General features: G+C 43.5%; 28 protein-coding genes, 1 tRNA gene and 1 pseudogene. 7 read left to right on the forward strand and 23 right to left on the reverse strand.

Annotated elements, in window-relative coordinates; genetic code table 11:
* Positions 1-10: 10 nt before the first annotated feature.
* The 3 genes from xerC to dprA form a co-directional block, all read right to left on the reverse strand.
* The gene (xerC, locus tag DEH07_01560; GenBank protein HBY03240.1) at positions 11-916 is read right to left on the reverse strand and encodes a tyrosine recombinase XerC; all 906 of its coding nucleotides are present in this window, start codon (positions 914-916) and stop codon (positions 11-13) included.
* Positions 916-3,081 (reverse strand): type I DNA topoisomerase, encoded by a 2,166-nt coding sequence (locus DEH07_01565; GenBank protein HBY03241.1) that lies wholly within the window; start codon positions 3,079-3,081, stop codon positions 916-918. The genes xerC and DEH07_01565 overlap by 1 nt, the downstream gene beginning before the upstream one ends.
* A gap of 107 nt (positions 3,082-3,188) precedes the next feature.
* A complete protein-coding gene (gene dprA / locus DEH07_01570) occupies positions 3,189-4,280 on the reverse strand; it encodes a DNA-protecting protein DprA (protein HBY03242.1) in 1,092 nt (363 codons plus the stop codon).
* A gap of 508 nt (positions 4,281-4,788) precedes the next feature.
* On the opposite strand from dprA, the gene DEH07_01575 reads away from it, so the two are divergent.
* Positions 4,789-4,862: transfer RNA gene (locus tag DEH07_01575), tRNA-Gly, on the forward strand.
* Positions 4,863-4,891: 29 nt separating this feature from the next.
* Entirely contained in the window at positions 4,892-5,494 is a 603-nt protein-coding gene (locus DEH07_01580; GenBank protein HBY03243.1) for a hypothetical protein, read from the forward strand.
* Here DEH07_01580 and DEH07_01585 read toward each other — a convergent pair whose 3' ends face one another.
* The 4 genes from DEH07_01585 to DEH07_01600 form a co-directional block, all read right to left on the reverse strand.
* Positions 5,495-7,159, reverse strand: a complete 1,665-nt coding sequence (locus tag DEH07_01585; GenBank protein ID HBY03244.1) for a ribonuclease J — start codon at positions 7,157-7,159, stop codon at positions 5,495-5,497.
* 175 nt (positions 7,160-7,334) lie between these two features.
* A complete protein-coding gene (locus DEH07_01590) occupies positions 7,335-7,559 on the reverse strand; it encodes a hypothetical protein (protein HBY03245.1) in 225 nt (74 codons plus the stop codon).
* A 51-nt stretch (positions 7,560-7,610) separates the two neighbouring features.
* The gene (locus DEH07_01595; protein HBY03246.1) at positions 7,611-8,591 is read right to left on the reverse strand and encodes a stage II sporulation protein P; all 981 of its coding nucleotides are present in this window, start codon (positions 8,589-8,591) and stop codon (positions 7,611-7,613) included.
* A 160-nt stretch (positions 8,592-8,751) separates the two neighbouring features.
* Positions 8,752-9,090, reverse strand: coding sequence for a hypothetical protein (locus DEH07_01600; GenBank protein ID HBY03247.1), 339 nt, complete (start codon positions 9,088-9,090; stop codon positions 8,752-8,754).
* A 130-nt stretch (positions 9,091-9,220) separates the two neighbouring features.
* On the opposite strand from DEH07_01600, the gene DEH07_01605 reads away from it, so the two are divergent.
* Positions 9,221-9,487 (forward strand): 30S ribosomal protein S20, encoded by a 267-nt coding sequence (locus DEH07_01605; GenBank protein ID HBY03248.1) that lies wholly within the window; start codon positions 9,221-9,223, stop codon positions 9,485-9,487.
* On the opposite strand, the gene holA is transcribed toward DEH07_01605, so the two are convergent.
* The 6 genes from holA to DEH07_01635 form a co-directional block, all read right to left on the reverse strand.
* Positions 9,484-10,578 (reverse strand): DNA polymerase III subunit delta, encoded by a 1,095-nt coding sequence (holA, locus tag DEH07_01610; GenBank protein HBY03249.1) that lies wholly within the window; start codon positions 10,576-10,578, stop codon positions 9,484-9,486. The genes DEH07_01605 and holA overlap by 4 nt on opposite strands.
* Complete coding sequence (gene mobB, locus DEH07_01615; protein HBY03250.1) at positions 10,575-11,078, reverse strand: molybdopterin-guanine dinucleotide biosynthesis protein B; 504 nt, start codon at positions 11,076-11,078, stop codon at positions 10,575-10,577. Before mobB ends, holA begins: the two co-directional genes overlap by 4 nt.
* On the reverse strand, positions 11,075-11,512 hold the full coding sequence (locus DEH07_01620) for an MOSC domain-containing protein (GenBank protein HBY03251.1): 438 nt from the start codon (positions 11,510-11,512) through the stop codon (positions 11,075-11,077). The genes mobB and DEH07_01620 overlap by 4 nt, the downstream gene beginning before the upstream one ends.
* A gap of 41 nt (positions 11,513-11,553) precedes the next feature.
* Positions 11,554-11,988, reverse strand: a complete 435-nt coding sequence (gene moaC / locus DEH07_01625) for a cyclic pyranopterin monophosphate synthase MoaC (protein HBY03252.1) — start codon at positions 11,986-11,988, stop codon at positions 11,554-11,556.
* Positions 11,989-12,061: 73 nt separating this feature from the next.
* Positions 12,062-13,039 carry a GTP 3',8-cyclase MoaA gene (gene moaA, locus DEH07_01630; protein HBY03253.1) on the reverse strand — a complete coding sequence of 326 codons (978 nt, stop codon included), beginning with the start codon at positions 13,037-13,039 and terminating at the stop codon, positions 12,062-12,064.
* Positions 13,040-13,152: 113 nt separating this feature from the next.
* Positions 13,153-14,106: a hypothetical protein gene (locus tag DEH07_01635; GenBank protein ID HBY03254.1), complete on the reverse strand. Its 954-nt coding sequence runs from the start codon at positions 14,104-14,106 to the stop codon at positions 13,153-13,155.
* A gap of 117 nt (positions 14,107-14,223) precedes the next feature.
* Between DEH07_01635 and DEH07_01640 the strand changes: the two are divergent.
* The 3 genes and pseudogenes from DEH07_01640 (at position 14,224) to DEH07_01650 (ending at position 17,089) form a co-directional block, all read left to right on the forward strand.
* Positions 14,224-14,439 (forward strand): annotated as a pseudogene (locus tag DEH07_01640) (hypothetical protein).
* A gap of 127 nt (positions 14,440-14,566) precedes the next feature.
* On the forward strand, positions 14,567-16,327 hold the full coding sequence (locus DEH07_01645; GenBank protein ID HBY03255.1) for a formate--tetrahydrofolate ligase: 1,761 nt from the start codon (positions 14,567-14,569) through the stop codon (positions 16,325-16,327).
* Positions 16,328-16,357: 30 nt separating this feature from the next.
* Entirely contained in the window at positions 16,358-17,089 is a 732-nt protein-coding gene (locus tag DEH07_01650) for a hypothetical protein (protein ID HBY03256.1), read from the forward strand.
* Positions 17,090-17,101: 12 nt separating this feature from the next.
* Here the strand turns inward: DEH07_01650 and DEH07_01655 are convergent, their stop codons facing one another.
* From DEH07_01655 to DEH07_01665, 3 genes are all read right to left on the reverse strand, one after another.
* Positions 17,102-17,782, reverse strand: coding sequence for a rhomboid family intramembrane serine protease (locus DEH07_01655; protein HBY03257.1), 681 nt, complete (start codon positions 17,780-17,782; stop codon positions 17,102-17,104).
* Positions 17,783-17,870: 88 nt separating this feature from the next.
* A complete protein-coding gene (locus tag DEH07_01660; GenBank protein HBY03258.1) occupies positions 17,871-18,740 on the reverse strand; it encodes an ATP phosphoribosyltransferase in 870 nt (289 codons plus the stop codon).
* Between the two features lie 33 nt (positions 18,741-18,773).
* The gene (locus tag DEH07_01665) at positions 18,774-19,223 is read right to left on the reverse strand and encodes a nucleoside-diphosphate kinase (GenBank protein HBY03259.1); all 450 of its coding nucleotides are present in this window, start codon (positions 19,221-19,223) and stop codon (positions 18,774-18,776) included.
* 147 nt (positions 19,224-19,370) lie between these two features.
* Here DEH07_01665 and DEH07_01670 point away from each other — a divergent pair, with 147 nt between their 5' ends.
* Positions 19,371-20,012, forward strand: coding sequence for a nitroreductase (locus DEH07_01670; GenBank protein ID HBY03260.1), 642 nt, complete (start codon positions 19,371-19,373; stop codon positions 20,010-20,012).
* A gap of 47 nt (positions 20,013-20,059) precedes the next feature.
* Here DEH07_01670 and DEH07_01675 read toward each other — a convergent pair whose 3' ends face one another.
* The 7 genes from DEH07_01675 to DEH07_01705 all read right to left on the reverse strand — a co-directional run bounded on the left by DEH07_01675 (position 20,060) and on the right by DEH07_01705 (position 26,570).
* A complete protein-coding gene (locus tag DEH07_01675; GenBank protein HBY03261.1) occupies positions 20,060-20,503 on the reverse strand; it encodes a universal stress protein in 444 nt (147 codons plus the stop codon).
* A gap of 28 nt (positions 20,504-20,531) precedes the next feature.
* Positions 20,532-21,320 carry an ABC transporter permease gene (locus DEH07_01680; protein ID HBY03262.1) on the reverse strand — a complete coding sequence of 263 codons (789 nt, stop codon included), beginning with the start codon at positions 21,318-21,320 and terminating at the stop codon, positions 20,532-20,534.
* 1 nt (position 21,321) lies between these two features.
* Positions 21,322-22,098 (reverse strand): ABC transporter, encoded by a 777-nt coding sequence (locus DEH07_01685; GenBank protein ID HBY03263.1) that lies wholly within the window; start codon positions 22,096-22,098, stop codon positions 21,322-21,324.
* Positions 22,099-22,131: 33 nt separating this feature from the next.
* A complete protein-coding gene (locus DEH07_01690; GenBank protein ID HBY03264.1) occupies positions 22,132-23,328 on the reverse strand; it encodes a VWA containing CoxE family protein in 1,197 nt (398 codons plus the stop codon).
* 10 nt (positions 23,329-23,338) lie between these two features.
* Entirely contained in the window at positions 23,339-24,205 is an 867-nt protein-coding gene (locus tag DEH07_01695) for a MoxR family ATPase (protein ID HBY03265.1), read from the reverse strand.
* Positions 24,206-24,309: 104 nt separating this feature from the next.
* A complete protein-coding gene (locus tag DEH07_01700) occupies positions 24,310-24,810 on the reverse strand; it encodes an HIT family hydrolase (protein ID HBY03266.1) in 501 nt (166 codons plus the stop codon).
* 122 nt (positions 24,811-24,932) lie between these two features.
* Positions 24,933-26,570 carry a diguanylate cyclase gene (locus tag DEH07_01705; protein ID HBY03267.1) on the reverse strand — a complete coding sequence of 546 codons (1,638 nt, stop codon included), beginning with the start codon at positions 26,568-26,570 and terminating at the stop codon, positions 24,933-24,935.
* Positions 26,571-26,623 lie beyond the last annotated feature (53 nt).

Consider the following 26,623-nt stretch of genomic DNA (forward strand, 5'->3'; position numbering starts at 1 on the left):
TATTTTAATCCTATGCCCGGGGATGAAATTGCTGGTAAACTTTCTTTAATTTCTCCTGCGTAACATGAGTATATACCTGGGTAGTCGACAGACGCTTATGGCCGAGCAACTCCTGGACTGCTCTTATATCAGCTCCCTTGTTCAACATGTGAGTGGCATAAGTATGGCGAATCAGGTGGGGGTTTACATGACGGTTAAGGCAGCTTTTATAGACCTGTTTATTTATTATCCCCCGGATTCCCCTGGTGGTCAGTCTTTTCCCTGTTCTATTTACAAAGACCGCCTGTTCAGAATCAAGTTCGCCGGCAAGTCTGGGCCTGCCGTCCTCCAGATAAATTCTTATACTATCGGTTGCAGGGAATCCAATGGGTATAATCCGTTCTTTATTACCCTTGCCCATAAGCTTTAAATAACGGGAAGTCAGGTCAAGATCACTTAAATTTAAATTAACCAATTCACTAACCCGCATACCTGAAGCATAGAGAGTTTCCAGCATGGCGCGATCCCTTAAGCCTAAAGGGTTATTTCTTGATGGGGCTTCAACCAGCGCCCTGCATTCATCTTCGAATAAAAACGAAGGCAGCCGTTTCTCCAGCCGCAAGTAGCTTATTCTGGAAAACGGGTTGTCTTTAATTATTTCTTCCCTGCTTAAATATTTAAAGAAAGATCTCCAGCCAGCCAGCTTTCTGTTAATGCTGGAACGGGCAATTTTTTCCCTGTGCAGTTTCGATAAAAAAGCCCGAATAAGCTGGTAGCTAATATCGCCTGGCTGCATTTCAAAATCTTTTTTTCCAAGAGAATGTGAAAAAAAATCTATTCCCTGAAACAGGTCTCGCTGGTAACCTTCCAGCGTGTGGACAGAAACATTTTTTTCTAACTGCAGATAGTCAAGAAAATTGTCAACATATGGATACATCAAGTTGTTGCCTTCTTTATTACTACGTTATTACTTGCATTTCTTTTCTTGGTTTTTTTCTGATCAGCTTTTCGACTTGGAACGCTATTTTCCGCTTCTGAATTAAAGCCGCACTCAGCATTAATGCATGAAAGACGGGTATGTCCACCGCTATTCTGCTTTGAGACCATTAATCCGCCACAGCGGGGGCATTTTTCCGGACTGGGCTCATACCAGGTCACAAAGTTGCATTCGGGATAACGGCTGCAGCCGAAAAAACGGCGTCCTTTCTTACTTTGCCGCACGACCAGTTCACCTTCGCATTGTGGACAGGGTACTCCCGTAGATGCAACCAAAGGTTTAAGATAGCGGCATTCCGGAAATCCCGGACAGGCAAGAAATTTGCCGTGCCTGCCGAACTTGATAACCATATTTCTGCCGCATTTTATGCATTTTTCTTCAGTTTGTTCTTCCTGCAGCATTACTTTTTCGATCTTTTCAGCTGCGGTCTCGACGGTTTCCCTGAAAGGAAAATAAAAATCCCGAATCATTTCGACCCAATCCAGTTTACCTTCTTCGACTTTGTCGAGTTTTTCCTCAATCATTGCTGTAAATTCAACATCTATAATGTTATGAAAATGATTTTTAAGAAGATCGACAACAACTTTGCCCAATTCAGTAGGCATAAACTGCTTTTTTAACCTGTTCACATAACCTCGTCTTAAGATTGTCTCCACGATTGGAGCATAAGTACTGGGCCTGCCAATTCCTTTCTCCTCCAGTGTTTTAATTAATGTTGCGTCTGTATACCGTGGAGGCGGTTGTGTGAAATGTTGTTTCGGGGCCAAAGACTTGGCTTTATATAGATCGCCTTCAAAAAGCTTTGGCAGTGTTACGTCAAATTCCTTTAATTCATCCTGGCCGGATTCAATGTAAACACGCATGAAGCCGGGAAATTTTATAACCGAACCTGAAGTTCTGAAAAGATAGATTCCTGTATCCAGATCTACACTGGTAGTTTCAATCAGCGCCGGACTCATCTGGCTGGCGGCAAACCGTGACCAAATAAGTTTGTAAAGTTTATACTGGTCTCTTGATAAATATTTCTTAACCGTCTCCGGTTCACGGTAGATGGAGGTCGGTCTGATAGCCTCATGGGCATCCTGAATTTTCCCTTTTTGTACGGCATGTTTTTGAAAGTTTGAGACGAATTCCTGGCCAAACTTTTCCTTAAGAAAACTCACTGCCTCTGTCTGGGCAGATTCAGAGATCCTGGTGGAATCAGTCCTTATATATGTCACAAGCCCAACAGGGGTTTTCTCACCTACATCCAGTCCTTCGTATAGTTGCTGTACGATCCCCATTGTTCGTCTGGCTGTATAATTTAATTTGTGGTATGCTTCCTGCTGCAGGGTACTGGTTGTAAACGGCGGAGACGGGTAGCGGGTTTTTTCCTGAGTCGTAATCTTTTTTACACGGTAGGAAACTCCGGTAAGATCTTTGACAATTTTATCAACCTGCTTTTTATCTGAGATGACTGCTTTTTCGTTATTTATTTTATATAACTTCGCCTCGAAGGAAACACCGTCTTTTTGAGCAAAGTTAACAGTAATCGTCCAATATTCCTCTGGCAGGAAGGATTCAATCTCGTTTTCCCGATCACAAATCAGACGGATTGCGACTGACTGCACCCGTCCCGCGCTTAGTCCATTCTTTACTTTTTGCCACAACAGGGGGCTCAGATTATAACCTACCAGGCGGTCTAAAATACGCCGTGCTTGTTGAGAATTAACACGGTTGAAATCTATTTCACGCGGGTTTTTAATAGCTTTCTGGACGGCCTGTTTGGTTACCTCATTGAATTCGACACGGCAGGGGCTGTCTTTTAGCTTCAGCATTTCACGCAAGTGCCAGGCAATGGCTTCACCTTCACGGTCAGGATCAGGGGCAAGTAAAACACAATCAACTTTTTTTACCGCTGATTTCAGATCTTTGATTATTTCTCCTTTTCCCCTGATTGTAATATACTTTGGTTGGAAACTGTCTTCGGTTTGAATTCCCAGGCTGCTTCGCGGCAGATCCCTTACATGCCCCATCGAAGCTTTGACAGTGTATTTACTTCCCAGGAACTTGCTTAGACTTCTTGCTTTGGTTGGTGATTCGACTATAACCAGCGTTTTTGTCAATAATACTCACTCCTTTCTTTCTGAGGTATCAACTGTCCGTTATCTTTATATGCGAGTATACATTAAAAAATAATTTTTCAAAAGTCAACAAAAAAAATGGCTAAGATTTATTCATGTGAAGTATAAAGTCTGCCGGGCAGCTGTCTGACCAGTCCCTTAATTTCAAGGAACATAAGCGCTGCTAGTGTTTCCTGTGCGGAAAGTCCCAACTGCTCTATTATATCGTCAAGATCGCATGTGTTGCCAATAAGCAAACGATAAATGTTTTCTTCAACCAGGCTCATTTTTGGAAGAGTCTTTGTTTTTATTTCATCCTGCCTGAATAAACTGCCAAGCCCGATTTCTTCAAAAACATCTTCTGTCTTTTCAACCAGGCGGGCGCCCTGTTTGATCAAACGGTTTGTTCCCTTACTCATGGGACTGTTTATATTTCCGGGTACCGCCAGCACTTCCCTGCCCTGTTCAAGAGCGCAATCAGCTGTAATTAATGTGCCGCTTCGCTCAGATGCTTCAATCACAACTATTGCCCTGGAAAGTCCGCTGATAATCCGGTTTCTGACAGGAAAATGCCATGCTTCCGGAGGAGAGCCCAAAGGGTATTCACTGATTACTGCGCCGCTTGACGAAATATTATCCTGAAGTTCCCTGTTTTCTCGCGGGTAAACAAGATCAACGCCATTCCCCAAGACTGCAATAGTCCGGCCGCCAGCTTTCAAAGCTCCCCTGTGGGCGCTGCTGTCAATACCCCTGGCCAGGCCGCTGATTATTGTTAAGCCGCTTTCCGCTAGTTCTGCCGCCATCTTTTCGGCAACTGTTTTTCCGTAATGGGTTGGCCGCCTTGAGCCTACAAGGGCAACTGCAACGTTATCCTGTGAAACGAAATCTCCTTTATAAAAGAGTCCTGGCGGTGGATCAAAAATGTTCTTCAATGGTTCGGGATAAGAATGTTCCTGGTAAGTTATATATCCAATCCCCTCTTTGGCCAGGCGAGCCATTTCTGCTTCCGGTTCCGTATCTTTCTTCTTTTTGTCCAAATTTATGGCAATTTCAGTTGAACAACCGCCAGTGCTGATAAGTTCTTTGACAGATGCTTCCCAGGCTGTTTTGGGTGAACCAAAACGCTCAACAAGATGCCAGATCCGTTTTGCCTGACCGGGCAGCAGAATCTGCCAGCCAAGCCAAAAAGCTTTTTCCTTCATATTCATTATTCTCACCACTTTTTTATGGCATTCGTTGAAGGAAGCATGATCTCCTGCCAAATCAGATAATATTTTCTATTTAAAACACTAATTACATAGTGGAGATATTTCAATCGTCAATCCCTTGATTAACGCCAAATTGGTCTCTATAACGAAGAAGTTTTGGATTTTGAAATGCCAAAATCACCAATTTATCAACTTTTTCAAACAGAATATCTCTATTCAGAATATCTCTATTATAACAGATTTATATCCACCATGCAATTAACGTTTTTTCTATTTTAGGATATGGGCGGCATTATTTACGCTGCTCAGGTTCACTCGTTCTTTGAATTAAGGCTTAAAATTGCACTTAAGGCATTGCCCTTTCTTTGTCGATGAATTTTCATCCTTTAAGCTGGCGCCGCTTAAAGCAGCATGAATATCTAATTGGTTTATATAGATAATTGGTTTTGACTTGTCTGGATTTATTAAGTATAATAAAATAAATATACAAAAATTGCGATTAGCGGGTGTAGCTCAATGGTAGAGCATCGGCCTTCCAAGCCGAGTACGTGGGTTCGATTCCCATCACCCGCTCCAAATATATCATTTAGTAAAGGGTGGGGATCATGTTGGGCTTTAACCCTTTTGTTTCACCAAGGGCTGATCAGATAAGGCAGAAGATCAATTCTCTCAAGCAAAATCATCCTGATCTATCAAATCGTGAAATTGCCGGTATTATTACGAGTGAAAAGTGTTTAAAGTGTGCTTTGGTTGGTATAATTACCGCTCTTCCCGCTCTGGTCCCCGGGGCCGGCTCCTTAATTTCCCTTCTCGGAGGCGCGGCGATAGACATTTTATTATTCACTTATCTGTTAGCTACGATGGTCGTTGAAATTGCCGCAGTATTTGATCGTGATTTAACCGGCAGGGCTTTTCAGAAAGAAGCTTTTTGGGCATTTTTAATAGCTACCGGCACAGGCAGCGCCGGTAGTAAAATATCCCAATCCGTTGTAGCAGCGTTAACAAAAGAAACATTAAATGAAATGACCGAACGAGCGCTTATCTCTCTTGGAGTAAGGAGTACCGCACGGGTAGGACTGATTCGGATTATTCCATTTTTAGGGTTGTTGTTCACAGGAGGGATAAATTACTGGGTGAGTAAAGCGATAGGTAAGCGCGCTCTTATATATTACGAAAATAGGAATTTTGCGGATGAAAGACCTTATTAATCATATTTCCATTATAATCGGTAAGACCATTGGCCGCCTTCTGGTTTTTTCATAAAGAAATTTATTCAGAGTTTCCCTGACCTGAGATTTGATTGCCCCCCGTTCTGAAAACCCCTGTTCAAAACAATTATCCAGAGCATTTTTTACCCTTTCCCGTGCTTCGTCCATCAATTGTTCTGACTCCCGTACATAAACAAAACCGCGGGATACAATATCTGGTCCCGCCATAATCAAACCAGTTTCTCTGTCAATAGTAACAACAACTATTAAAATACCATCCTGAGAAAGTTGTTTGCGATCACGTAAAACAACATTTCCTACGTCACCTATTCCAAGGCCGTCGACCAGCACACGACCGGATGAAACCCTGCCGGCTAACCTTCCTGAACGATGTGTAAATTCCAGCGCCTGGCCATTTTCAATAATAAAGACTCTTGACGCTGGAATTCCCATGCTTTGGGCCAGTTCTGCATGTTTGATCAGCATGCGGTATTCGCCATGAATGGGCACGAAAAATTTCGGTTTAATAAGGTTAATCATCAACCGGAGTTCCTCCTGGCTGGCATGACCGCTTACATGAACACCCGAGATATTTTCATGGATAACATGGGCTCCCTTCTTAAATAACAAATCAATAACCCTGGAGACCAGTTTTTCATTTCCCGGGATTGGGGCTGCAGAAATTATTACTGTATCACCGGGAAGAATATCAACCTGACGGTGGTCACCCCATGCCATTCTGGTTAACGCGGACATTGGTTCACCCTGACTGCCTGTGCTTAAAAAAACGACCTTGTTGCTTGGGAGTTTGCCTGCCTCATCAAGTTCAACAAGTGTGCCTTCCGGTATAATAAGATACCCCAATTCACTGGCAATAGAGATAACATTGACCATACTCCGGCCAATTACGGCTACTTTACGCCCGTAATTAAAGGCAGTTGTTATTGCCTGTTGCAGACGGTGTATATTTGAAGCGAATGTGGCAATAATTATTCTTTCTTTTGCGTGCCGGAAGGTCTCGTCAAAAGTATTGCCGATAAGGCTCTCAGACATGGTGTAACCGGGCCGCTCAACATTGGTGCTGTCGGACATAAGTACTAAAACGCCTTTTTCACCAAGTCTGGCCAATTGAAATAAATCAGTCACCTGTCCGTCTACCGGTGTATGGTCGATTTTAAAATCCCCTGTGTGTACCAGAACTCCTACAGGGGTGTGGATTGCTATTGCCACAGCGTCCGGTACACTATGAGAAACTCTGATAAACTCGACCTTAAAAGGCCCGATTACAACTGAATCCCTCGGTTTGACTACTTTTAAGCAGGCTCCGTCTGCAATACCCTGTTCCTTGAGCTTGCCCTCAAGCAAACTCAAAGTAAGCTTAGTTCCGAAAATAGGAACATCAAGTTGTTTGGACAGATAAGGCAAAGCCCCGATATGATCCTCGTGTCCGTGTGTCAATACAATTCCACGGACAGAATTTCTGTTTTCCAAAAGATAGCTGATATCAGGGATCACTACATCAATTCCTAAAAGCTCTTCTTCGGGAAACATAAGGCCACAATCAACAACCAGGATATCTTCACCCAGCTTGATTGCCATTATGTTTTTACCTATCTCACCCAAGCCGCCTAACGGAATAACGGTCAACTTTGGTTCTTTGGCCAGATCAGGCGCCTCCATTTGATTAAATAAAAAATCAAACCATTATTCAAAAAAACACATAAAATCTTTATCTTTTATTAAGCATAAAAAAACTTGTCCTTTATAATTATATTAGAACTGGACAAGCAGAACAAGCCGTAATAATTTAGCAAGAAAACTATTTAAGGCTTTTTACATCTCATCTCCTTAACCAGGTCCTGTCAACATTTATCTCAAAATCCCTGCCCATTACTTCAAAGTGGTACTCCAGCGGTGATAATTTTACCATTGCTGCAAAACGGAAAGGATCAGGATCTCCCACGGCATCGTTAAAACATTTCAAAGATTGATGCAGGCCGTACGAGACAGTTCCAATAAGGATGCCCGATATAATAATAAATAAGAATTTTCTCTGATTAAGCAATATCTTCCTCCGTTATCCTGATATATTTATTTTTGACTATCCTGTTAATATTTAGTCGCCGCCCGAAATTTCATCGCCCAGAACATCAGCAAATAAACGGGCTGTCGCAACCGCTTCCTCTGTGGAATTACTGGCGCTCCCGATTTCTACCAGGATGGATCTGGGATGTAAGAACTGGTTATACCTTCCCTTACTGATACGTACTCCAAGACAAAGGCCCGGGTACTTTTCGTCCAGTTTCTTCGACAGATGGCTTGCGAATTGATAATTATCCTTCCAGTTTGGAAAAGGCTGCCTGGAATCAGAACCAACAATGAAGCAAAGCGGAGCTATTTGCTGGCCGTTTATTTTGACCAGGCTGTTCTTGCGTGATTTTCCCGCGTCCCGGTGAATGTCAATTATTACGGAAACCTTTGGATTATCGGATAAGAAATTACGGACAGTCTTTTCTGATTCCCTGTAGGAAACAGCATACTGCCGATCATGGATCTTAACACTGTGAATGACTTTTAGACCGTAATTATTTTCCAGAACTTCTTTAACGGTTGAGCCGGCGGTTACAACACCACCACATTTACCCTCAAGCCTATCCATACCGTCCGTCAAGGTATAAGTCTCACCGGTATGGGTGTGGTAAATAAAGACTGTATTCCGGCCGGTTAGGGGCTGCAATTCAATTAAAGGGTTTTCATCCGGTATTGTAACTGCGGGTTCAGTTGAATCCGTTTCTACAATTTCATCCGGTTTTATAAAGGCTAAAAGAGGTATTTCCGATTGCAGGAGAAACTCAGGTTCAAAGCTTCTCCAGGAAAGCGCACCATTGCCGTCATTTTTTTGAAAGATCAAAGGAGACGCTGCCCAAAGCAGCCATTCGGCAATATTGTCGCTTAAAGAAAAGAAATTATAAGGATTTATTTGCCTGTTGACTATAAAAGAGTTAAATCTATTGCCTGTCAAGAATAATAAAGAGAAAATGGCTAATATAACAGATAAACGAATTACAGCATTTCGGGCAAAGACAAGGAAGAACACAGCGAAGGCCCCTTTCCAGTGTTTTCCTAGAAAATGATATGCCTAAAAAGGGACATTTATGTGAAAGACAAAAGGGACCAGGTGTGAAATCCCTGATCCCTTATTACTTAAGACATTGATCTCCCTTTGCTGATGAATCTTCATCATCGTAACCTCGTCGTTAACGTAAAACCGTAGGTACAACTGCATCAATAAGTCCGATAATAAATGCCGAAATCAAGGCGCCAACCAGGTTCACACTAAGGAAACCTGGAATTATAAACTGGGCCAGGTAAATCACAATTGCTGCTACTATAAAACCTACAATTCCTTTGCTCTGCGGACTCACCCTGTCTCCCAGGATTGCTTCGGCAAGGTATCCTAACAGCGCTATTACAACAGCGGCTACAATGGCGCCGACAAAGCCTCCCTTAACTACAAATCCGGGGGAAAGCCAGCTAACAACGATTAGTACAAGAGCAGAAACAACAAAACGGACGATTAGACCAACCCATTGCATTTTTATTCACCTCCTTATAAAAAAGATCATCTTTAGGATAAACAAAAAAAAGATGTTCTATACAGTCCTGGCAGGTTGCTTTTTTTATTAACGCATGTTAAAATGACTCTCATTGGGAGGTGAAGAATAGTTGGCAAATACAAAAACAGCTAAAAAAAGGATTAAGATAATCGAGAACCGCACACTTCGCAACGCAAGTATAAAATCAAATTTGCGTACTTTTATCAGGAAGTTTGAAAACGGTCTTGCGACTGCAACCGAGGAAGAGAATAGATCAGCATTAAGGAAAGCAGTTGTTATAATTGATAAGGCAGTATCTAAAGGGATCCTCCATAAAAATAACGCTGCCCGTAAGAAATCCCGTCTGATGCGTGCGTTTAATAAAAAAGTAGGTTAAACAAGTTTAGAAACACATTCTATAATAAACATTTCCATGGCGGAATAGAAATCCTGTCCCCCTGTTTTTACACTTAGATCCAGCTCTAGAAGCTTTTCAAGAATTTCTTTAACCTGAGCAGGTTTAAAGTTATAGCTTTGAGCCAATATCTTTTTGGCTGCAAAGGCTTGAACTCCTAGAGACTTGCTTAATTGTGCTCCTCTGTTCCCCTGTCTGGCCAGTTCATGAGCCTGCAGAATCAGTCTGAACTGCCTTGCCACCATATAAGAAATGTATGCAAAATTGTAACCGGCTTCTAAAAGCTCTCTCAGCCCTTTAAGTCCTTTTCTTGATTCGCGTTCGCCTATAGCATCAACCATTTCAAATATGTTTTCCTCTGCGTGCGGCGACGTAATTTTAAGAATATCCTCCCCGGTTATATCATTCCGGCTCCCAGTGTAGAAGATGAGCTTGTTAAGTTCATTTTCCAGTGTGTACATGCTTTTTCCCAAACGGTTGATAAATAGTTCCACACACTCGGGCGACATAGTTTTACCTATCCTGTCACACCGCCTGGTTAACCATCTGAACAACTCGGCCGTTGTCAAGTAATTGAACTCAATTAAATGTCCCTTTTTGCTGATTATTTTTAAGATCTTTTTCCGCTGGTCAACCTTCTGACCGGCATCGAAAATCAGGCAGGTTGTTTTACAAGGGTTTTCCAAGTATTTTATTAGAACTTGATCTCCGGGCGCTACAATGCCTTCCTGTTCTTTCGGACCAGAAATGTCCGGATCATCCTTCCCGTGCGATTCTGCGCGTTGTCTTTTGGGCGGCGCAAAATACGGCGAATGGTGGACGACAACAAGTCTTAGCCCTGAGAAAAAAGGCGGTGTTTCAGACAGTGAGACTATATCTCTAACTTCAGTCTCCTCGCCGTCAACATAATCAAAATTAAACTGTGCGCTTTCTTCCGTCAGGATACGTCTCTTTAATTCCTCAATGGCCTGCCTGCGCAGATAATCCTCCTGCCCATATAATAAGTAAACGGGAGCAATTCCCTCCCGTTTGACGTTCTCCAGAAAATCAATAAAAGCACGCAAAATACTCACTCCTTGAGAAAAGGCTGCAAAAAATTAACCAGTCCCTGAACGTCATCCGGTTCAAAGGCTGGTATGTCCTTGAAATTGTCGCAATGACCCACAGTACAGATTACTTCAGGCGCAGGATCTGCCTGCCGTGCGGGATCGCCGCTGCAGACGAGGATTTTGGGCCTGTTCGATTCTTTATACCCTTCGGCAAGCACAATGTCAACTTCACCCATCAAATCTACAATTTGCTCCAGGAGCAACTCCTGTTCCACCTTTTTAATCATTGCCGCTTTAAAAAAAGAAGAAAGAAAAACAACATCAGCTCCGGCCTGGGAGTGCCTCCAGCTATCTTTCCCGGGGTAATCAATTTCAAAATCTCCGATATGATGATGTTTTACTGTTCCGACTCTAAAACCCTGCCTCTTATATTCTGCAATTAGCTTTTCCACTAATGTCGTCTTGCCTGCATTCTGTGACCCTACTACGCACAATACGAGGGGGGTTGATCTGCAGTGTTTCATAGCACTTCAACAGGATCTCCAGTCTGCACGGGGCCGCCGGTATGTATACGGAGAAATACTCCTTCCCTTGGCATAATACAGTCATTTAACTTACGGCGGATTTCACATTCTCTATGGCATTCCTTGCCTATTTGAGTTACTTCGCCTATGGCTGAAGAGCCTATCTTAATACGTTTCCCGATTGTAAGGTCTTCGAAGTTCAAACCCTCAATCGTCAAGTTTTCAGCAAAGTCACCGGGTTTGATATCCATTAACCCCAACTCCTGTACTTTTCTGATGCTTTCCATGGGCAGCATACTGACCTGCCGGCGCCATGTCCCTGTATGCCCATCACCTTCAATTCCGTGCCCGGCAATTAAATTTCCTTTCCCAACGTCTGTCTTGGAAGTTCCCCTTCCGGTACTTATGCAGACAGCCCTGATTATCCCGGCCATAATTTCAACCACCTTTCTTAATCTTTCTTAATATGCTTTTATTATTCCTCTCTTTTAAATTCTCCGCTTTTGCCGCCTGCTTTAAAAATCAAACAAAGGTTATCAATTATCATTGCACGATCGACTGCCTTGCACATATCATAAATAGTCAACGCCGATACAGAAGCGGCTGTCAGAGCCTCCATTTCAACACCTGTTTTCCCAACCGTATGCACCCTTGCTTCTACCTCCACAGTTTGCGGTTCAATCATCTTAAAATATATATCTACACCGGTTAATGTAATCGGGTGCGCCAGGGGAATCATGTGTCCGGTCCTCTTTGCGCCCATAATCCCAGCCAAACGGGCCACTCCAAGCACATCTCCTTTGGCCATGCCTCCCTTTTTAATCAACTGCCAGGTCTCGGGCAGCATTCTTATTTCACAGCGTGCAATTGCCTCGCGGAAAGTATTTTCCTTTTTGCTGACATCTACCATTCGAGCCTGGCCGTCACTGTCAAAATGGGTCAGTTTTGGATCTTTCGAGTCAGATTCTTTATTCAATTCGGCGCTACCCTCCTATTTGATACATCATAGATCTGTAGGCGCCCAGATCAATTTCTGAATGCTTTTTTGGTTTGTTCTGTACTGAATTTGCGATAATTTCCGAGAGCGTTTTTAATGAGGCTCCACATCTTAAAGCCGTTTTTATATCTGCCTCGCCGTCCGAGTACAGGCACGGCCTCAAACCGCCGGTGGACGTGAGCCGCAAACGGTTGCATTTGCTGCAAAAATGCTCGCTTATAGCAGAAATAAATCCGATAGTGCCGGTTGCCCCTTTAAAGTGGTAATATTGGGCAGGCCCGTTTCCTTTTGGTTTTTGTATTCTGTCCAAACGCCCCAGTTTTATTTCGATTATATCCTTCACTTCCTGAGCAGGAATAAAACGTCCGCTTGCCCATGCCTGTGAGGTTCCGATGGGCATTAGTTCTATAAAACGGATATGCAGGGGCTTTTCCATAGTTAAACCTGCAAATTGAATAATCTCATCGTCGTTAAAGTCCCTGATTAATACCGTATTTATTTTTACAGGTTTGATATCTAATCTTATTGCTGCTTCAATTGATTCCCAAACCTTGTCCAGGTTTCCCCCGCGTGTAATAAACTTAAAGCGATCCTTTCGCAAACTGTCCAAACTGAAATTTACTCTTTTAAGACCGGCCTGTTTAAGCTCTTCAGCCTGTTCGGCAAAGAGGATTCCGTTGGTTGTCAGGGCAAGATCGTCTATTTCAGGCATTGAATTAATCCTGTTGATCAGCAGACTGATTCCTCTGCGGATTAGAGGTTCTCCTCCGGTTAACCGGATCTTTTTTACACCAACGAGTGTCGATGCTTGAACTACTCTGGCGATCTCTTCCAGACTTAAAATGTCATTATGAGAAACGATATCGATACCTTTTTCAGGCATGCAATACATGCAGCGCAGATTGCAGCGATCTGTAACCGATATACGCAAATAGTCAATTTCTCTGGAGTATTTGTCCTTCATTACTAGCAGCCTCTTTCGGTTATAGTAACTATCCTGGCGTAGTCACAGTATTTCAACGCTCGCTCTGATGCTTAAGCACCAGCAGTACAGCAGTGTGGTTTGCTTCGGAAAGCTTACTTTCGCGCCTTTCTTTTTAAATAATCAACTACACCCTCGGCGCAAAGCTGTATATCAATAAGCGGAATAAACTCACGAAGATCAAGATTGCTGAAATCCGGTATCTGCATACTTATAAGTTGCCAAAGTTCTTCTTCAATATCTTTAACCGATCCGTTCTCCGATAATATTATCCTTCCGGCGGCGCTGGTAAACTGCTGCAGAAGCTGGCGGTTTCGTTCGAGAATGTAACTGATATTTTTCGAAATCCCAAAGTGTGAAAAATAGAGCACTTCCGGCGCAAGCCCGCCGACCATATCACATACGTCAATTCCTTCTGCGGGATCAAATTCGGAAGGTGGAGTAGCCGGAATAACAAAATCACGTCCGATTATTCTTGACAGCGGCTTATATACTGCGCCCAGAGCGTCGCCGCAAAAAAGGCCCCTGGTCAAGTTATCGTAAATTGCCATATGATGACGGGCATGTCCGGGTGTATAATAAAAAGTTAATACCCTGTCTTTTCCTAAATCAAGCTGTTCGCCTTCTTCAGGGGTATATATAAATCCCTCTTCTACAGGCTCAACCTGCCCAAAAACCTGATCAAAACAGTTATCATATACTGTATATGCCGCTCTTGTTCCTTCGACTAGCCGCGTTGGATTCATTAAATGCCCGGCGCCTCGCGGATGCACCATTAAACGGGCATTGGGTGTCTTCTTAATAAAAGTTCCAGCTCCGCCCGCATGGTCAATATGGATATGAGTTAAAATAATATAGTCTATATTAGGAAGGGAAATATTTAAGGAATTTAGTCCGGAAAGCAAGTTTTCCGTACAGGATGAAGCGCCAACCTCTACTAAAGCGGTTTTGTCGCCCCTAATCAGATATACGGAAGTTCTTTCCGGCTTTCCTCCTTCATAAATATCAATTTGATAGGTTTCTTTGCCTAAATCAACAACTTTCGACAAAAAATATCCCCCCCGCTTTTTTTAATTATAAACTACCAGAGAAGTTATGACAACCGGATGCATTATAAAAAACACATTTTACTATTTCAGGAAGGAATCATATGTTTCAGATCTAACAACATATTCTATGCAAGAATATACGGCGCAGCGCTGTCGATATTCCGTACCAGGACATGGCTTGAAAGCATTAAGCAGAAAAGCGCTGTAATTATGCAGAGCTATTCAATGCTTAGCGGCCGGCTGATCAACCAGCAGTCAATGCTGCTGGAACTGGCCATAGTTTTGTTGTTTCTTTTGGATATAATCTTAAGCTTGTTTAGTTTATTGCGCTAAGCTTATATTTTTTACCTTCCTGTTTACCAAACCAAACAAAAAATATGATATAAAATATAGAAAGATAAAAAAACAATAGGAACTATGATTAAAAAGATATAATTAAGAAAAGGAAGAGGATACTGGAATGGTTTATGACGTAATGAAAATGGCAGATTGGGAGATTGCCCTGGAAGCTGAAAAGAATTTACCGACAGCTTCCGAGTGGCAGGAACGTTTAGGACTTAAAAAAGATGAAATTATCACTTACGGCCGCATCTGCAAACTTGATTCAATGAAAATCATTAACCGCCTTGGCCGCAAACCCTGTGGCAAGTACATACAAATTACCGCTATTAATCCCACCCCGCTTGGGGAAGGCAAAACGACAACTTGCATGGGCCTTTTAGAAGGACTGGGAAAAAGAGGCAAGCTGGCGGGAGGCTGCGTCCGGCAGCCGTCCGGCGGACCTACCATGAATATCAAAGGAACTGCAGCCGGGGGAGGGAATTCCCTTCTTATTCCCATGACAGAATTTTCGATGGGGCTTACAGGCGATATTAACGATCTGATGAACGCCCACAACCTGGCCATGGTAGCGCTAAACGCCCGCATGCAGCATGAAAGAAACTACAATGACTACGAACTTGCCTTGCGGAACCTGAAAAGGCTCAGCATTGATCCGACAAGGGTAGAAATGGGATGGGCTGTTGATTTCTGCGCCCAGGGCCTGCGTAATATAGTCATGGGTATCGGCGGCAGAATGGACGGATATATGATGGCTTCAAAATTTGGCATGGCGGTAAATTCCGAATTAATGGCCATCCTTGCCGTTGTCAATGATTTAAAGGACCTGCGTGAAAGGCTTGGCAAGATAATAGTAGCCTATGACAAAAACGGCGCCCCTGTCACTACGGAGGATCTTGAAGTAGCCGGCGCAATGTGCGCATGGATGAGGAATACAATTAACCCGAACCTCCTTTGTACTGTTGAATACCAGCCCTGCCTGGTTCATGCAGGACCGTCCGCAAATATTGCCCTTGGCCAGTCTTCAATCATCGCAGACCGGATTGGCTTAAAAATGTTTGACTACCATGTAACGGAGAGCGGTTTTGGCGCAGATATAGGTTTTGAGAAGTTCTGGAACGTAAAGTGCAGGCACAGCGGCCTTATCCCCAACGTATCGGTTATTACGGTCAGTGTCAGAGCTTTAAAAATGCATGGCGGCGGGCCGAAGGTGATCCCCGGCCGGCCTCTTCCCGCTGAGTATAAGGAAGAAGATTTGCAACTTCTGGAAAAAGGTATACCGAATCTGTTGCACCATATAGAGATTGTAAAGAAGTCAGGGGTTAATCCTGTAGTCTGTATAAATGCATTTGAAACAGATACAAAAGAAGAAATTAGGCTGGTGCGCCGTTTTGCCGAGCAAGCCGGGGTCCGGTGCGCCTTTTCGGAGCATTGGCTGAAAGGCGGCGACGGGGCTCTGGAGTTGGCCGACGCGGTAATAGACGCCTGCAACGAAGAGGTCAACTTTAAATACCTCTATCCTCTTTCAATGCCGCTGCGTAAAAGAGTTGAAGTAATCGCCAAAGAGGTGTACGGCGCTGACGGAGTAAGTTGGGTGCCGGAAGCGGAAGTCAAAGCGAAGCGATTTGAAGCCGATCCCGGGATGAAGGATTATTCTACGGTTATGGTCAAATCCCACTTGAGCCTCTCCCACGATCCTGACCTTAAGGGAGTCCCTAAAAACTGGATGCTTCCTGTACGGGACGTAATGGTATTCGCCGGGGCAGGCATCTTCTGCCCGATAACAGGCGCAATCAGCCTCATGCCGGGTACTGGTTCCGATCCCGCGTTCAGGAGAATAGATGTTGATGTAAATACCGGTAAAGTGACAGGCCTGTTTTAAAAAATGAATGGCTTTCTTGGAGGTATTCTTATGTACCCTCAGACGCATGTTTTCTTTGCGCATAAACTCTTTGGATTTTTGTCTGATGCTTTAGTTCTGGGAAGTATCTTTCCTGATATTGCAGCAGGTTTATATAACGACAGGAATGAATCACATGGAAGAGGAGTTGACATGCTTCTTTTTCTTCAAGAAATAGGGGAATTGAATGAGTTTGTCATGGGTGTAATTACACACGGTATAGATCCAAAAGGACTCGATTATTATGGAGATGAAAGATTTCTTTCTTATGAACGCGGTTACTGTTTTGAAAAAGGACGCTTGATAGTTGACGAGACTATCGAAGCATGTAATTTACCGGCATCAATGGGCTGGTGGAAGTCACATAATATCATTGAAATGGGTATAGAACTGTATATCAACAACAGTTTTTGCAGCACGGCGCTTGAATCCGCTTTCGCAAATGAGGTTATGGTTTTAGAAGTAAGCAAATATATGTCCCGTTTTTATGCCACAGAGCCAAACAAGTTTCAAAACCGCATCCAAAATTTCTTTAATTATATAGAAATCTCGAAAATCAGCGCCGAATCTTTGGCTGCCCGCTATGACATGCAAATGTACACACGTCACAGAATCCATATTGATGTACCAAGAGTAACCGGATTGATTTTTAAGGCCGTTGAGTTAATTGCAGATGATTTTAACGATTTTTTTAATCTTGCTCTTGACAATGTGAGGAAGAGCTTATCGGAACTGCAGGCTTAAGCGCCTGAATTTTTAACGCGGCAGGCTATTTGAATGCCTTGGGGCAAACAGTTTGATCAATACAGCGCCTGCGAGAAAGCCTCCGACATGGGCTATCCACGCCACGGGGTTGGCGACTCCGCCTAACGAAACGGCGCCGTTAACCAACTGCAGGATGAACCAGAAGGCAAGAAAAAAAACTGCAGGAATCTCAACCAGGAAAAAGATAAAAAAAGGCGCCAGAGAAAGAATTCGCGCACTTGGGAACAGAAGGAAATATCCGCCCAAAACACCGGCAATTGCGCCGCTTGCGCCAACTATAGGAACAGGTGAACCGGCGTTCGCCAAAACGTGGGCAAGACTCCCGATAACACCTGTGATCAGGTAAAAAAGCAGGTAACGCGAGTGTCCGAGAAGATCTTCTACGTTATCACCAAATATGAATAAGTACCACATATTACCAATGATATGCAGCCAACCGCCATGTAAAAACATAGCTGTGATAAAGGGAATAATTACGAGATGCCAGGATGCTCCTGTTTGCAGAAGGTGAACAACCCTTATAGGAACAACCCCATACCGAAAGTAAAGTTCTTCCAGTCCGTTCTGGGACAAACCTAGATAGCCGAAAAAAACTATAAAATTAATAATAATCAGCAGCCAGTTTACGTATGGTTTGTGCCGTGCCCTGAGGCTGTCGCGTAAAGGTATCAATTTGGCGCCTCCTTGTTAAACTGCCCCAATTACTAATATTCCCTTGTTTTGCTTTAAGTGATGCAATAAAAAAAATTATTTATTTTAGCTAAGGGATTACTTTGTTCAAGGGGTATTCAATGATATCATGAGCGCCGATTTTCTTTAATGCCGGCGCCAATTCACGGACCTTTTTTTCATTCAGGACGACTTCTATCGCCACCCAGTCGCTGTTAACCAACTTGGAAACAGTCGGATGCCTCATAGATGGCAAAACCTTTAGGACTTCATCAAGCTTTTCTCCCGGAACGTTCATTTTTAGTCCTACTTTATCATCAGCTCTTAAGGCGCCTTCCAGTAAAACCGCAAGATTCTGAAGCTTTTCCTTTTTCCAGGGATCATCCCAGGCCATCCTGCTGGCATGCAGGCGAGGGGTCGATTGAAGAATCGTTGCAATTATACGAAGGTTATTTGCTTGAAGAGAACTGCCCGTTTCCGTTATATCAGCTATTGCGTCAACCAATTCAGGCACTTTTACTTCTGTAGCTCCGTACGAAAATTCTATTGTCGCCTGCACATTATGATCGGACAGGAAACGCCTGGTCACCTGTACCAATTCGGTGGCGATACGTTTACCCTGTAAGTCTTTTATTTCTTTTATTTCACTGTCTTTGGCCACAGCAAGCGCCAAACGGATTGGATTAGGTGTGTTTTTTGAGTAAACCAGTTCAGCTACTTCAATTACATCAGCGCTGTTCTCCATTATCCAGTCATAGCCGCTTAGGCCGGCGTCCAAAACACCATCGCTTACATAACGGGGGATCTCCTGGGCGCGCATAAGCATTATTTCAAGTTCCGGATCATCTATGACAGGGTAGTATGAACGGTCGGGAAGCTTGATGTTGAATCCCGCTCTCTTGAATAGAATAAAAGTAGCTTCCTGGAGGCTGCCTTTAGGCAGACCCAGGCGCAGTATCATAATCTATGATCCTCCTTTTTAAAGTATCTGTTTCTATTCATAAATCCAGGGTTCAATACTCCTTGTGTAATCGATTAATTCTTCTGTCTTAAAAAAGTTGCCGATTTCCCTATCGGCGCTGGCCAGTGAATCTGAGCCATGGATAATATTTCTGCCCATATCCATACCGTAAATTGCCCTGATTGTTCCCTGTTCAGCCTTTAAAGGATCCGTGGACCCCATCATGGCGCGTACAGTGCTTACTGCGTTTTTGCCTTCAAGTACCATGGCGATAACAGGACCGCAGGTTATATATTTGACCAGGTTTTCAAAAAAAGGCTTGCCGATGTGTTCTCCGTAATGTCTTTTTGCCAGGTCCTCGGAAATAACAAGCATTTTCATGGCAACCATTTTCAAACCTTTATTTTCTAGTCTGGCGATTATTTCTCCCGCCACTCCTCGTTGTAATCCTTCGGGTTTAATCATTACGAAAGTTTTCTCCATTGGTTTAACCGGAAAAATCCGGCAATAATCACCTCCAATAAAATTAAAGAACATTAACGCATCAATAATAACATATAAAAGTTAATCTAGCATAATAAAACCAGCTTTTTTGTTAAGTTGGAAATAGAAAAATAATGTATAATAAAGATGGTCAATTGTATAAATAAGAAAGGGAAGGTAAAATTGCTCACGACCAAGGAAGCAATCGAACAAAGACGCAGCATCAGAAAGTTCAAGCCCGATCCTGTTCCTCGGGAACAGATTGACGCGTTGTTGGATTCAGCCAGACTGGCGCCCTCGGCCTGTAATGCTCAACCCTGGCGTTTCAAGATTGTTAAGGATGAAAAGACGCGGCTGAAATTGTCGCAGGCTGCTTTTAACCAGGCATTTATTGCCGGCGCACCTGTTGTATTTGTCTGTTGCGTGGACATAAACGGTTATCTGGACGGAAGTGTTTCCGGAACACAGGACCTTGGGAGGATCAAAGCGGTAGATGAAAATGTAGTCGAGGTCGTCCTGGATCGTATTAACAACGTAAGCAAAATGAACTTCGAAGAAATTGGAGTTAGAATTGCCCTGAACACTGCCATAGCAATAGAGCATATTGTGTTAAGGGCTTTGGATTTTGGACTTGGTACCTGCTGGGTAAGGCTATTTGAAGAAAGGAATATAAAAAGTATTTTCGGCTGGGGAAATAATATATCCGTGGTAGCCCTTCTTCCAACCGGTTATCCCGCAGAATTTCCTCCCCCGCGGAACAGGTTGTCTCTTGGGACGGTTATAATCTAAAGGTTGATTGAAGGCAACTTGTACGGCATAAGAAAATACACAGGTATTTATTTTATAACGGTTACAGGACACTGGCACATATGCAAAACTTTATAGCAAACTCCGCCAAGCCAGAATTTTGAACCTTCATCCTCTTCATATCCGTGGAATCCTATAACTACAAGGTCAAAACCGCCTTCCACCGCAAACTTGCTTATTGCGGCAGCCGCATCGCCGCGGCTGATAGCCTTTTCAATAATTGAGCCTTTATGACCTGTGATCTTGTCAATTTTTTTAAATACCTCATTTGCTCTTGACTCAATTTCCTTGTCCAGTTCCTTTTGTTGAAACCCCGAAAAAGCTCCGGGCTCAGGAAAAAGATCGTAACATGACGGGCCAATATAAAGTGCAGTTACATGCACATGTGAACTGAGTTTCTTTAACTGTAGAGCATGGCTGACCGCTCTTAAGGAACTTTCGGAACCGTCTACTGCCACAACAATCCGCTTCATTTGTTCGAACCTCCTTATTAACCCGTGGTTACCTGATCATTAACTTGCGCATTAAAAAAAATGGGACAGGCAGCAGGATAAGTACCGCTGCCGCCATCCAGATAAAATCCCAAACCAAACTAATACCCACCCTGCCGAGGATCATTCCGCGGGTTAGATTGACAAGGTGGTATAGCGGGCTAATCCAGACAATTTTTTGAACTATTACGCTCATTCCTGTCAGTGGAAAAAAAACGCCGGAAAAAAGAAACAACGGAGTCATAACCAGTGAGAAATAATAGTTAAAGCTTTCGATGTTAGGTACAAGCCCTGTCCAAATAATCGACAAAATAGCGAATAAGGCGCCCCCGGCAAACATCACACATGGAATAAACAAAGCCCAGGGTGATTTAACAAGACCAAGGGCAAAGATAACCACCAGGATGACCAGACTGTATAAGATACTTTTAAAAACCCCGTAAAGGATTTCACCGGCAATTACGTCATCTATGCTTACCGGAGTTGCCACCATTGCCTGAAATGTCTTCTGGAATTCCATACGTATGAAAGTACCGTATGTACACTCATAGGCGGTGGCAAAAACCGCGGAAGAAGCAACTAACCCCGGGGCCAGGTAGTTAAGGTAAGGAACACCCTCAATTGGTTGAACATATGCGCCCAGTCCAATTCCCAAAGCAGTAAGGTAAAGAAGAGGTTCAAAGAAATTAAAAGAAACATTTACTTTCCAGCTCCGGCTGAAAACAATCAAATGCCTGCGAAAAATCTTCCAGACCAGAGGTGAAATATCTATTCGTAATAATCTTTTTAACGTTTCCACGTTAATCCTGTAGTTTTCTGCCGGTCAGTTTGAGAAAAACATCTTCTAATGTAGCCGGCTGTTCTTTTTTCTCTTGAACAATTTGGCCTGAAGTTTCAGCAGTATAGTCGGCTACTAATTTTTTAGGGGTTCCCTCTACCAATATTTCCCCCAAATTCATAATTACCAGACGGTCGCAAAGCTGACTGGCTTCCTCCATGTAATGGGTTGTTAGGATCAGGGTCACGCCCTGCTCTTTCAGAAGGCGCAAGCGCTGCCAGACTAGATGGCGGGCCTGCGGATCAAGACCTGTTGTCGGTTCGTCAAGAATTAAGAGGTTTGGTTTGTTGATCAGCGCACGTGCTATCGTCAGGCGTCTTTTCATGCCGCCGGAAAGGGATTCTACTACTTCCCCCGCTTTTTCTTCCAAGCCGAAAAAATCAAGCAGTTCTTCTGCCCTTTCCCTGGCCAGACGATCGTTAATTCCAAAATAACTTGCATAGACCAGTAAATTCTGAAGCACTTTCAAGTCGGGATCCAGGTTATTATCTTGAGGGACAACACCCAGAAAACGTTTTATATTTCTGATATCTGTCCTTACATCCATTCCAAAGACTGTCAGTTTTCCTAATGTTACCGGCGAGAAGCCATAAATCATTTTAACCAGGGATGTTTTGCCGGCGCCGTTGGGCCCTAAGAATCCAAAACACTCTCTGTCCCTGATTGTAAAGTTTACTTCTCGCACTGCTGTAAATCCATTATATTGTTTAAGCAATTTTTCGGCAATTACAATATCCAAAAATTCTCCACCAGATTTCCCCGTTGCTCCTGGTTAAATCTTAGCTTTCAGACCTTTGACAGCCTGTTCCAAACCGTCCACTGTCAGCTCAAACATGGGGAAAACTCTCCTGATCAAGCTTATCGACTCGGAGCCATAAAATGCTTGCCAGTATTTACCTGGGATAGGATTTAACCAGACTGAAAATTTGAAGTAAGAAAACAACCTTTGCAGCCAGGTAATGCCCGGTTCCTCGTTGTACTCCTCCCAACTGATAATGCCGCCGGGCATCATCAACTCACCGGGCGACATACTTGCGTCCCCGACTATGATTAACCGGTAATCACGGCCGAGGTTATTTAAAACCTCTGTTGTAGAAAGAGAGTTTTTCTTCATACAGTAAGGATCAAGGTATAGGCGGTCATAAACACAATTATGAAAAAAGTAATATCTGGTGTCCTTGAAATGATTGATTTTGCTTGCGGCGTTAAAAAGCTGGCTGCACAACCTGGAATAAGGGTGCATGGAACCGCCGGCGTCCATCAGCAGGACAAGTTTAATAATGTTTTTTCTTGGCCTTTCCCAGACCAGTTCCAGGTTTCCTGCCTTTTTACAGGTAGCGTCAATGGTGCCTTCCAGGTCAAGTTCTTCCTTTGGCCCTTCTTCGTTGTAGCTCAGTTCGCGCAGCTTGCGCAGGGCTACTTCAAACTGGCGTGTAGTAAGGGTATCATCTGTGCGAAAATCACGGTAGCGCCTCTGGGCTGCAACTTTTACCGCGGAGTGATTTACTGATTCCCCCCCGATTCGTATACCGGCCGGGTTGTATCCCGAATGTCCAAAAGGAGAAGTGCCTCCGGTTCCAATCCAGCGCCCTCCTCCATGATGTTGTTCCGTCTGCTGGTTCAACCGTTCTTCAAGCGCTTTGCGCAGTTCTTCCAAATCCCACGGGCTGAAAGGCTTACGCTCGTTCTGATCAATTTGCTTTGGCGGCAGCGATTTTTCAAGCCATTTCATAACCCTTTCAGCAAGTTCCGGTGAGGTTTCAATATCCTGAAAAAAACGGTAGAAAGCAAGGTCAAAACGGTCAAAATACGTTTCGCTTTTAACCAGCAGCGAACGCGCCAGGTAATAGAAACCGTTCAGGCTGGCGCCGGACAATCCTTTGTGTAAGGCTTCCATCAAAGTCATCCATTCGGTCAGGGAAACAGGGACTCCTTCTTCACGCAGGGTATAAAAAAGTCCGGTAAACATAATCTGTACCTCAATAACCGCGGCGGTTGCTGGTTGAAGACGTTTTCTTTTGAACGCCTCCCGCCTGCAGGCGTCGGAGGACAACTTCAAAATCCTGATTCTTCTTTAACAGGACACCTAAAAAGGGCAGGTCGGAACAGATTCGATTGTAACTTATCCCGCCTACCACAAGAGCCTGAACCCAGTCTAAGAGTTCGCTGGTGCTGGGTTTTTTCTGAAGGCCATTTATACCTCTAATCCAGTAAAAAGCGTTTAATGCTTCATCAAGCAGCGTTTTTTCCATATCGGGGTAATGCACCTTGATTATTTTCAGCATCATATCTTCATTAGGAAAATCAATGTAATGAAAAACACAGCGCCTAAGAAATGCGTCAGGCAGTTCTTTTTCGGCGTTGCTGGTGATTACTACAATTGGCCTGTGTTTGGCGGTGATAGTCTCTTTGGTTTCCGGAATATAGAAATTCATAATATCAAGTTCCCATAAAAGGTCATTGGGGAACTCGAGGTCTGCCTTGTCAATTTCATCAATCAGAAGCACGACGCGTTTATCTACATTAAAAGACTCACCCAGCTTGCCAAGTTTAATATACTGTTTTATTTCTGAAACGTCATGGTCGCCAAATTGACCGTCATACAATCGCTGGACTGTGTCATAAACGTAGAGTCCTTCCTGGGCTTTGGTGGTTGATTTAATATTCCAGATAATAAAATCAAGAGCCAAAGACTCGGCGATAGCCTTAGCCAGCATGGTCTTGCCGGTTCCCGGCTCACCTTTAATCAAAAGCGGTCTTCCCAGGGCAACAGCAATGTTTACAGTATTGCGCAGGTCGGTTGAGACCAGGTAACTTCCGGTACTGTCAAAAGCGGGTCTATCCACAAAAAATCCCCCTTGATGTTCTTAATCAATCTTGCTCTGGAACATTATAGCACCTTTATAATTCTCCAACAAGACTGTCCAAGCTATCAGTTTTTAATCATTTTTTATCCTGGGAATTTGATAACTTCCATTGCTGCTCTGAGTTTTTTGTATGTTGTGTCAAGCGCTTCAGAGATAACCCTGACATCTCCTACAACACTCATGAAGTTCGTGTCGCCGTTCCAGCGCGGCACAATGTGGACGTGAATATGACCTGGTATGCCTGCTCCGGCTACTTTTCCCAAATTGGCTCCTATATTAAAGCCGTCGGGTTTAAAGACTTCTTTCAACAGCCCGGCCATATATTTTGTTACTTTGCCTATTTGGAGAAATTCATTCTCTGTTAATCCGGCAATGTCTCCCACATGTTTTACAGGAGCGACCATAATGTGTCCGTTGCTGTATGGGTATAGGTTCAGCAAGGTAAACACCTGATCGCTTCTTAATAACAGGTAGTTCTTTTCATCATGTGAGTGGTCGGACTGTATCTTTTCGCAAAAAATGCAGCCTTCATTTTGTTTGCCGCCTACATAGACAGTCCTCCACGGCGCCCAGATACGTTCCACAAATATTACTCCTCTCACAACATGTATTAAACGTGTATTATCAGAACATATATTATACATAAAAAATACCGGCTTTCCAACCGGCCGTAAAAATGTTCCAGAAAAGCGCTCCGCGCAATTTTTTATATTATTGTGTTTATAAAAGCTTCCACCAGCGCAGGATCATACATTTTGCCCGAATATTTTCTAAGCTCTTCAAAAGCTTCCTCATGTGTCATACCCTTGCGGTATGGCCTGTCTGTTGTCATCGCGTCAAAACTGTCTGCGATTCGCATTATCCTGGCGGAGAGAGGAATGTTTTGACCGATCAGACCATCAGGGTAGCCGGTGCCGTCGTAATTTTCATGATGATGTCTGACCAATGACACCAGGCCCTCCAGTGACAATAAAGGCCTGACAATATCGCTTCCCCAGACCGGATGCTGTTTGGTAATTTCCCATTCTTCAAACATCAGGGGACCATTCTTATTTAAAATATCGGCCTCTATATCAACCTTGCCTATATCATGAAGGTAAGCTCCGTACTTGAGCTCCGTTTTCTGCTCTTCAGGAAGGTCTATTCTTTCAGCGACTGCCACAGCATAGGACATTACTCTTTCCGAATGGGCAAATGTATACCTGTCCTTGACGTTGATAATTGTTAAGAGAGCTTTAAAACAGTCAAACAAATCCTTTTCCGACTGGCTGAGGGAATATAACTGGTCGATGACGGAAAAGCAGATCCGGCTGCGGCTGTGTTTGGACTGGTAGCAGGCGTCGTCTGCGGATTTGACTAAATCCCTGGGCTTTTCTCCGTCCTCGGGGAAACAGGCCAAGCCCAAAGAGACGGTTATTTTTCCTCCCGGTTGGGTGTGATCGCCTTCAATAGAATATTTTTTTATTTTCTCTTCAATTTCGCCTGCTTTCTGCAAGGCCTCCAATCTATTGATACCCGGCATTACTACGGCAAACTCATCCCCTCCATAGCGGGCCACAAAAGAAGGCGGAGATATCAGACCTTCCAGGATCCTGCCAATTTCTACAATAACCAGATCTCCTTTTTGGTAACCGTAGATGTCATTGAAAAATTTAAAATAATTTATATCAATCATAATCAGGGATACAGGTTTAGACCTGCCCCGTGCAATTTCCAACTCTTCAGTCAGCTTTTCATAAAAATGCCGGTGGTTGGTAAATCCGGTGAGGGTGTCAGTATTGGCGAGTGAGAGAAGCTGAACCTGTGTCCGCCTTTCAATGTCCGTAAGCCCGCCAATCAACCATGCTATGGTAAACAATATACCCGTATAAATTAAATCGATCTGAAAAGCAGGAGAAACAGTATGAATAAAAAACTGTCTCAGGTCGAGGACAAAGATTGCTGTACTGGCTATTAATGCGCTTAGGACACCTATGGTCTTACCATAGCTGCTGGCTGCAATAACCACCGGGACAAAAAGAAGCACCTTGGAACCGTCAAAGCCCTTTGTCAGATAAATTAGTGCCAAAATCAAGGGAAATAAAATGACCAGTAAAAGGGCTTCGCCTGTCCAAGGCTGTGAGCTGAACTTTTTCGATAAATATGGTATAACGACAACCAATAAGAATAAAACTACACCGGTATAATAATAAAGTGCAGTAAGATATACCTGACCGAGCTTAAAGCTAACATTCAGCGCCATGATGGCCAGAAAGACAACGAGTACGCAGATAATATGGGAGACAAGGATATGTTCAGCAAGCTCTTCTTTTCTTTTCGCCAGCGGGTGTATTTTTTCCGCCATTTGATGTCACCTGTCTCCGCATAAAAAAAGTGGGGGTATCCCCCCTTAATTGG

Source organism: Desulfotomaculum sp. (genome assembly GCA_003513005.1).
GTDB lineage: Bacteria > Bacillota > Desulfotomaculia > Desulfotomaculales > Nap2-2B > 46-80.

Excerpts from the sequence above, each read along its gene's own strand:
- DEH07_01650 (HBY03256.1), top strand. The coding sequence starts at position 16,358 with ATGTACCCTCAGACGCATGTTTTCTTTGCGCATAAACTCTTTGGATTT.
- moaC (HBY03252.1), bottom strand. The coding sequence starts at position 11,988 with ATGGTAGATGTCAGCAAAAAGGAAAATACTTTCCGCGAGGCAATTGCA.
- DEH07_01580 (HBY03243.1), top strand. The coding sequence starts at position 4,892 with ATGTTGGGCTTTAACCCTTTTGTTTCACCAAGGGCTGATCAGATAAGG.
- DEH07_01675 (HBY03261.1), bottom strand. The coding sequence starts at position 20,503 with ATGAAGCGGATTGTTGTGGCAGTAGACGGTTCCGAAAGTTCCTTAAGA.
- DEH07_01645 (HBY03255.1), top strand. The coding sequence starts at position 14,567 with ATGGTTTATGACGTAATGAAAATGGCAGATTGGGAGATTGCCCTGGAA.
- dprA (HBY03242.1), bottom strand. The coding sequence starts at position 4,280 with ATGAAGGAAAAAGCTTTTTGGCTTGGCTGGCAGATTCTGCTGCCCGGT.
- DEH07_01620 (HBY03251.1), bottom strand. The coding sequence starts at position 11,512 with ATGGCCGGGATAATCAGGGCTGTCTGCATAAGTACCGGAAGGGGAACT.
- DEH07_01665 (HBY03259.1), bottom strand. The coding sequence starts at position 19,223 with ATGGAGAAAACTTTCGTAATGATTAAACCCGAAGGATTACAACGAGGA.
- DEH07_01600 (HBY03247.1), bottom strand. The coding sequence starts at position 9,090 with ATGCAATGGGTTGGTCTAATCGTCCGTTTTGTTGTTTCTGCTCTTGTA.
- moaA (HBY03253.1), bottom strand. The coding sequence starts at position 13,039 with ATGAAGGACAAATACTCCAGAGAAATTGACTATTTGCGTATATCGGTT.
- xerC (HBY03240.1), bottom strand. The coding sequence starts at position 916 with ATGTATCCATATGTTGACAATTTTCTTGACTATCTGCAGTTAGAAAAA.
- DEH07_01690 (HBY03264.1), bottom strand. The coding sequence starts at position 23,328 with ATGTTTACCGGACTTTTTTATACCCTGCGTGAAGAAGGAGTCCCTGTT.
- mobB (HBY03250.1), bottom strand. The coding sequence starts at position 11,078 with ATGAAACACTGCAGATCAACCCCCCTCGTATTGTGCGTAGTAGGGTCA.
- DEH07_01705 (HBY03267.1), bottom strand. The coding sequence starts at position 26,570 with ATGGCGGAAAAAATACACCCGCTGGCGAAAAGAAAAGAAGAGCTTGCT.
- DEH07_01660 (HBY03258.1), bottom strand. The coding sequence starts at position 18,740 with ATGATACTGCGCCTGGGTCTGCCTAAAGGCAGCCTCCAGGAAGCTACT.
- DEH07_01670 (HBY03260.1), top strand. The coding sequence starts at position 19,371 with ATGGTCAATTGTATAAATAAGAAAGGGAAGGTAAAATTGCTCACGACC.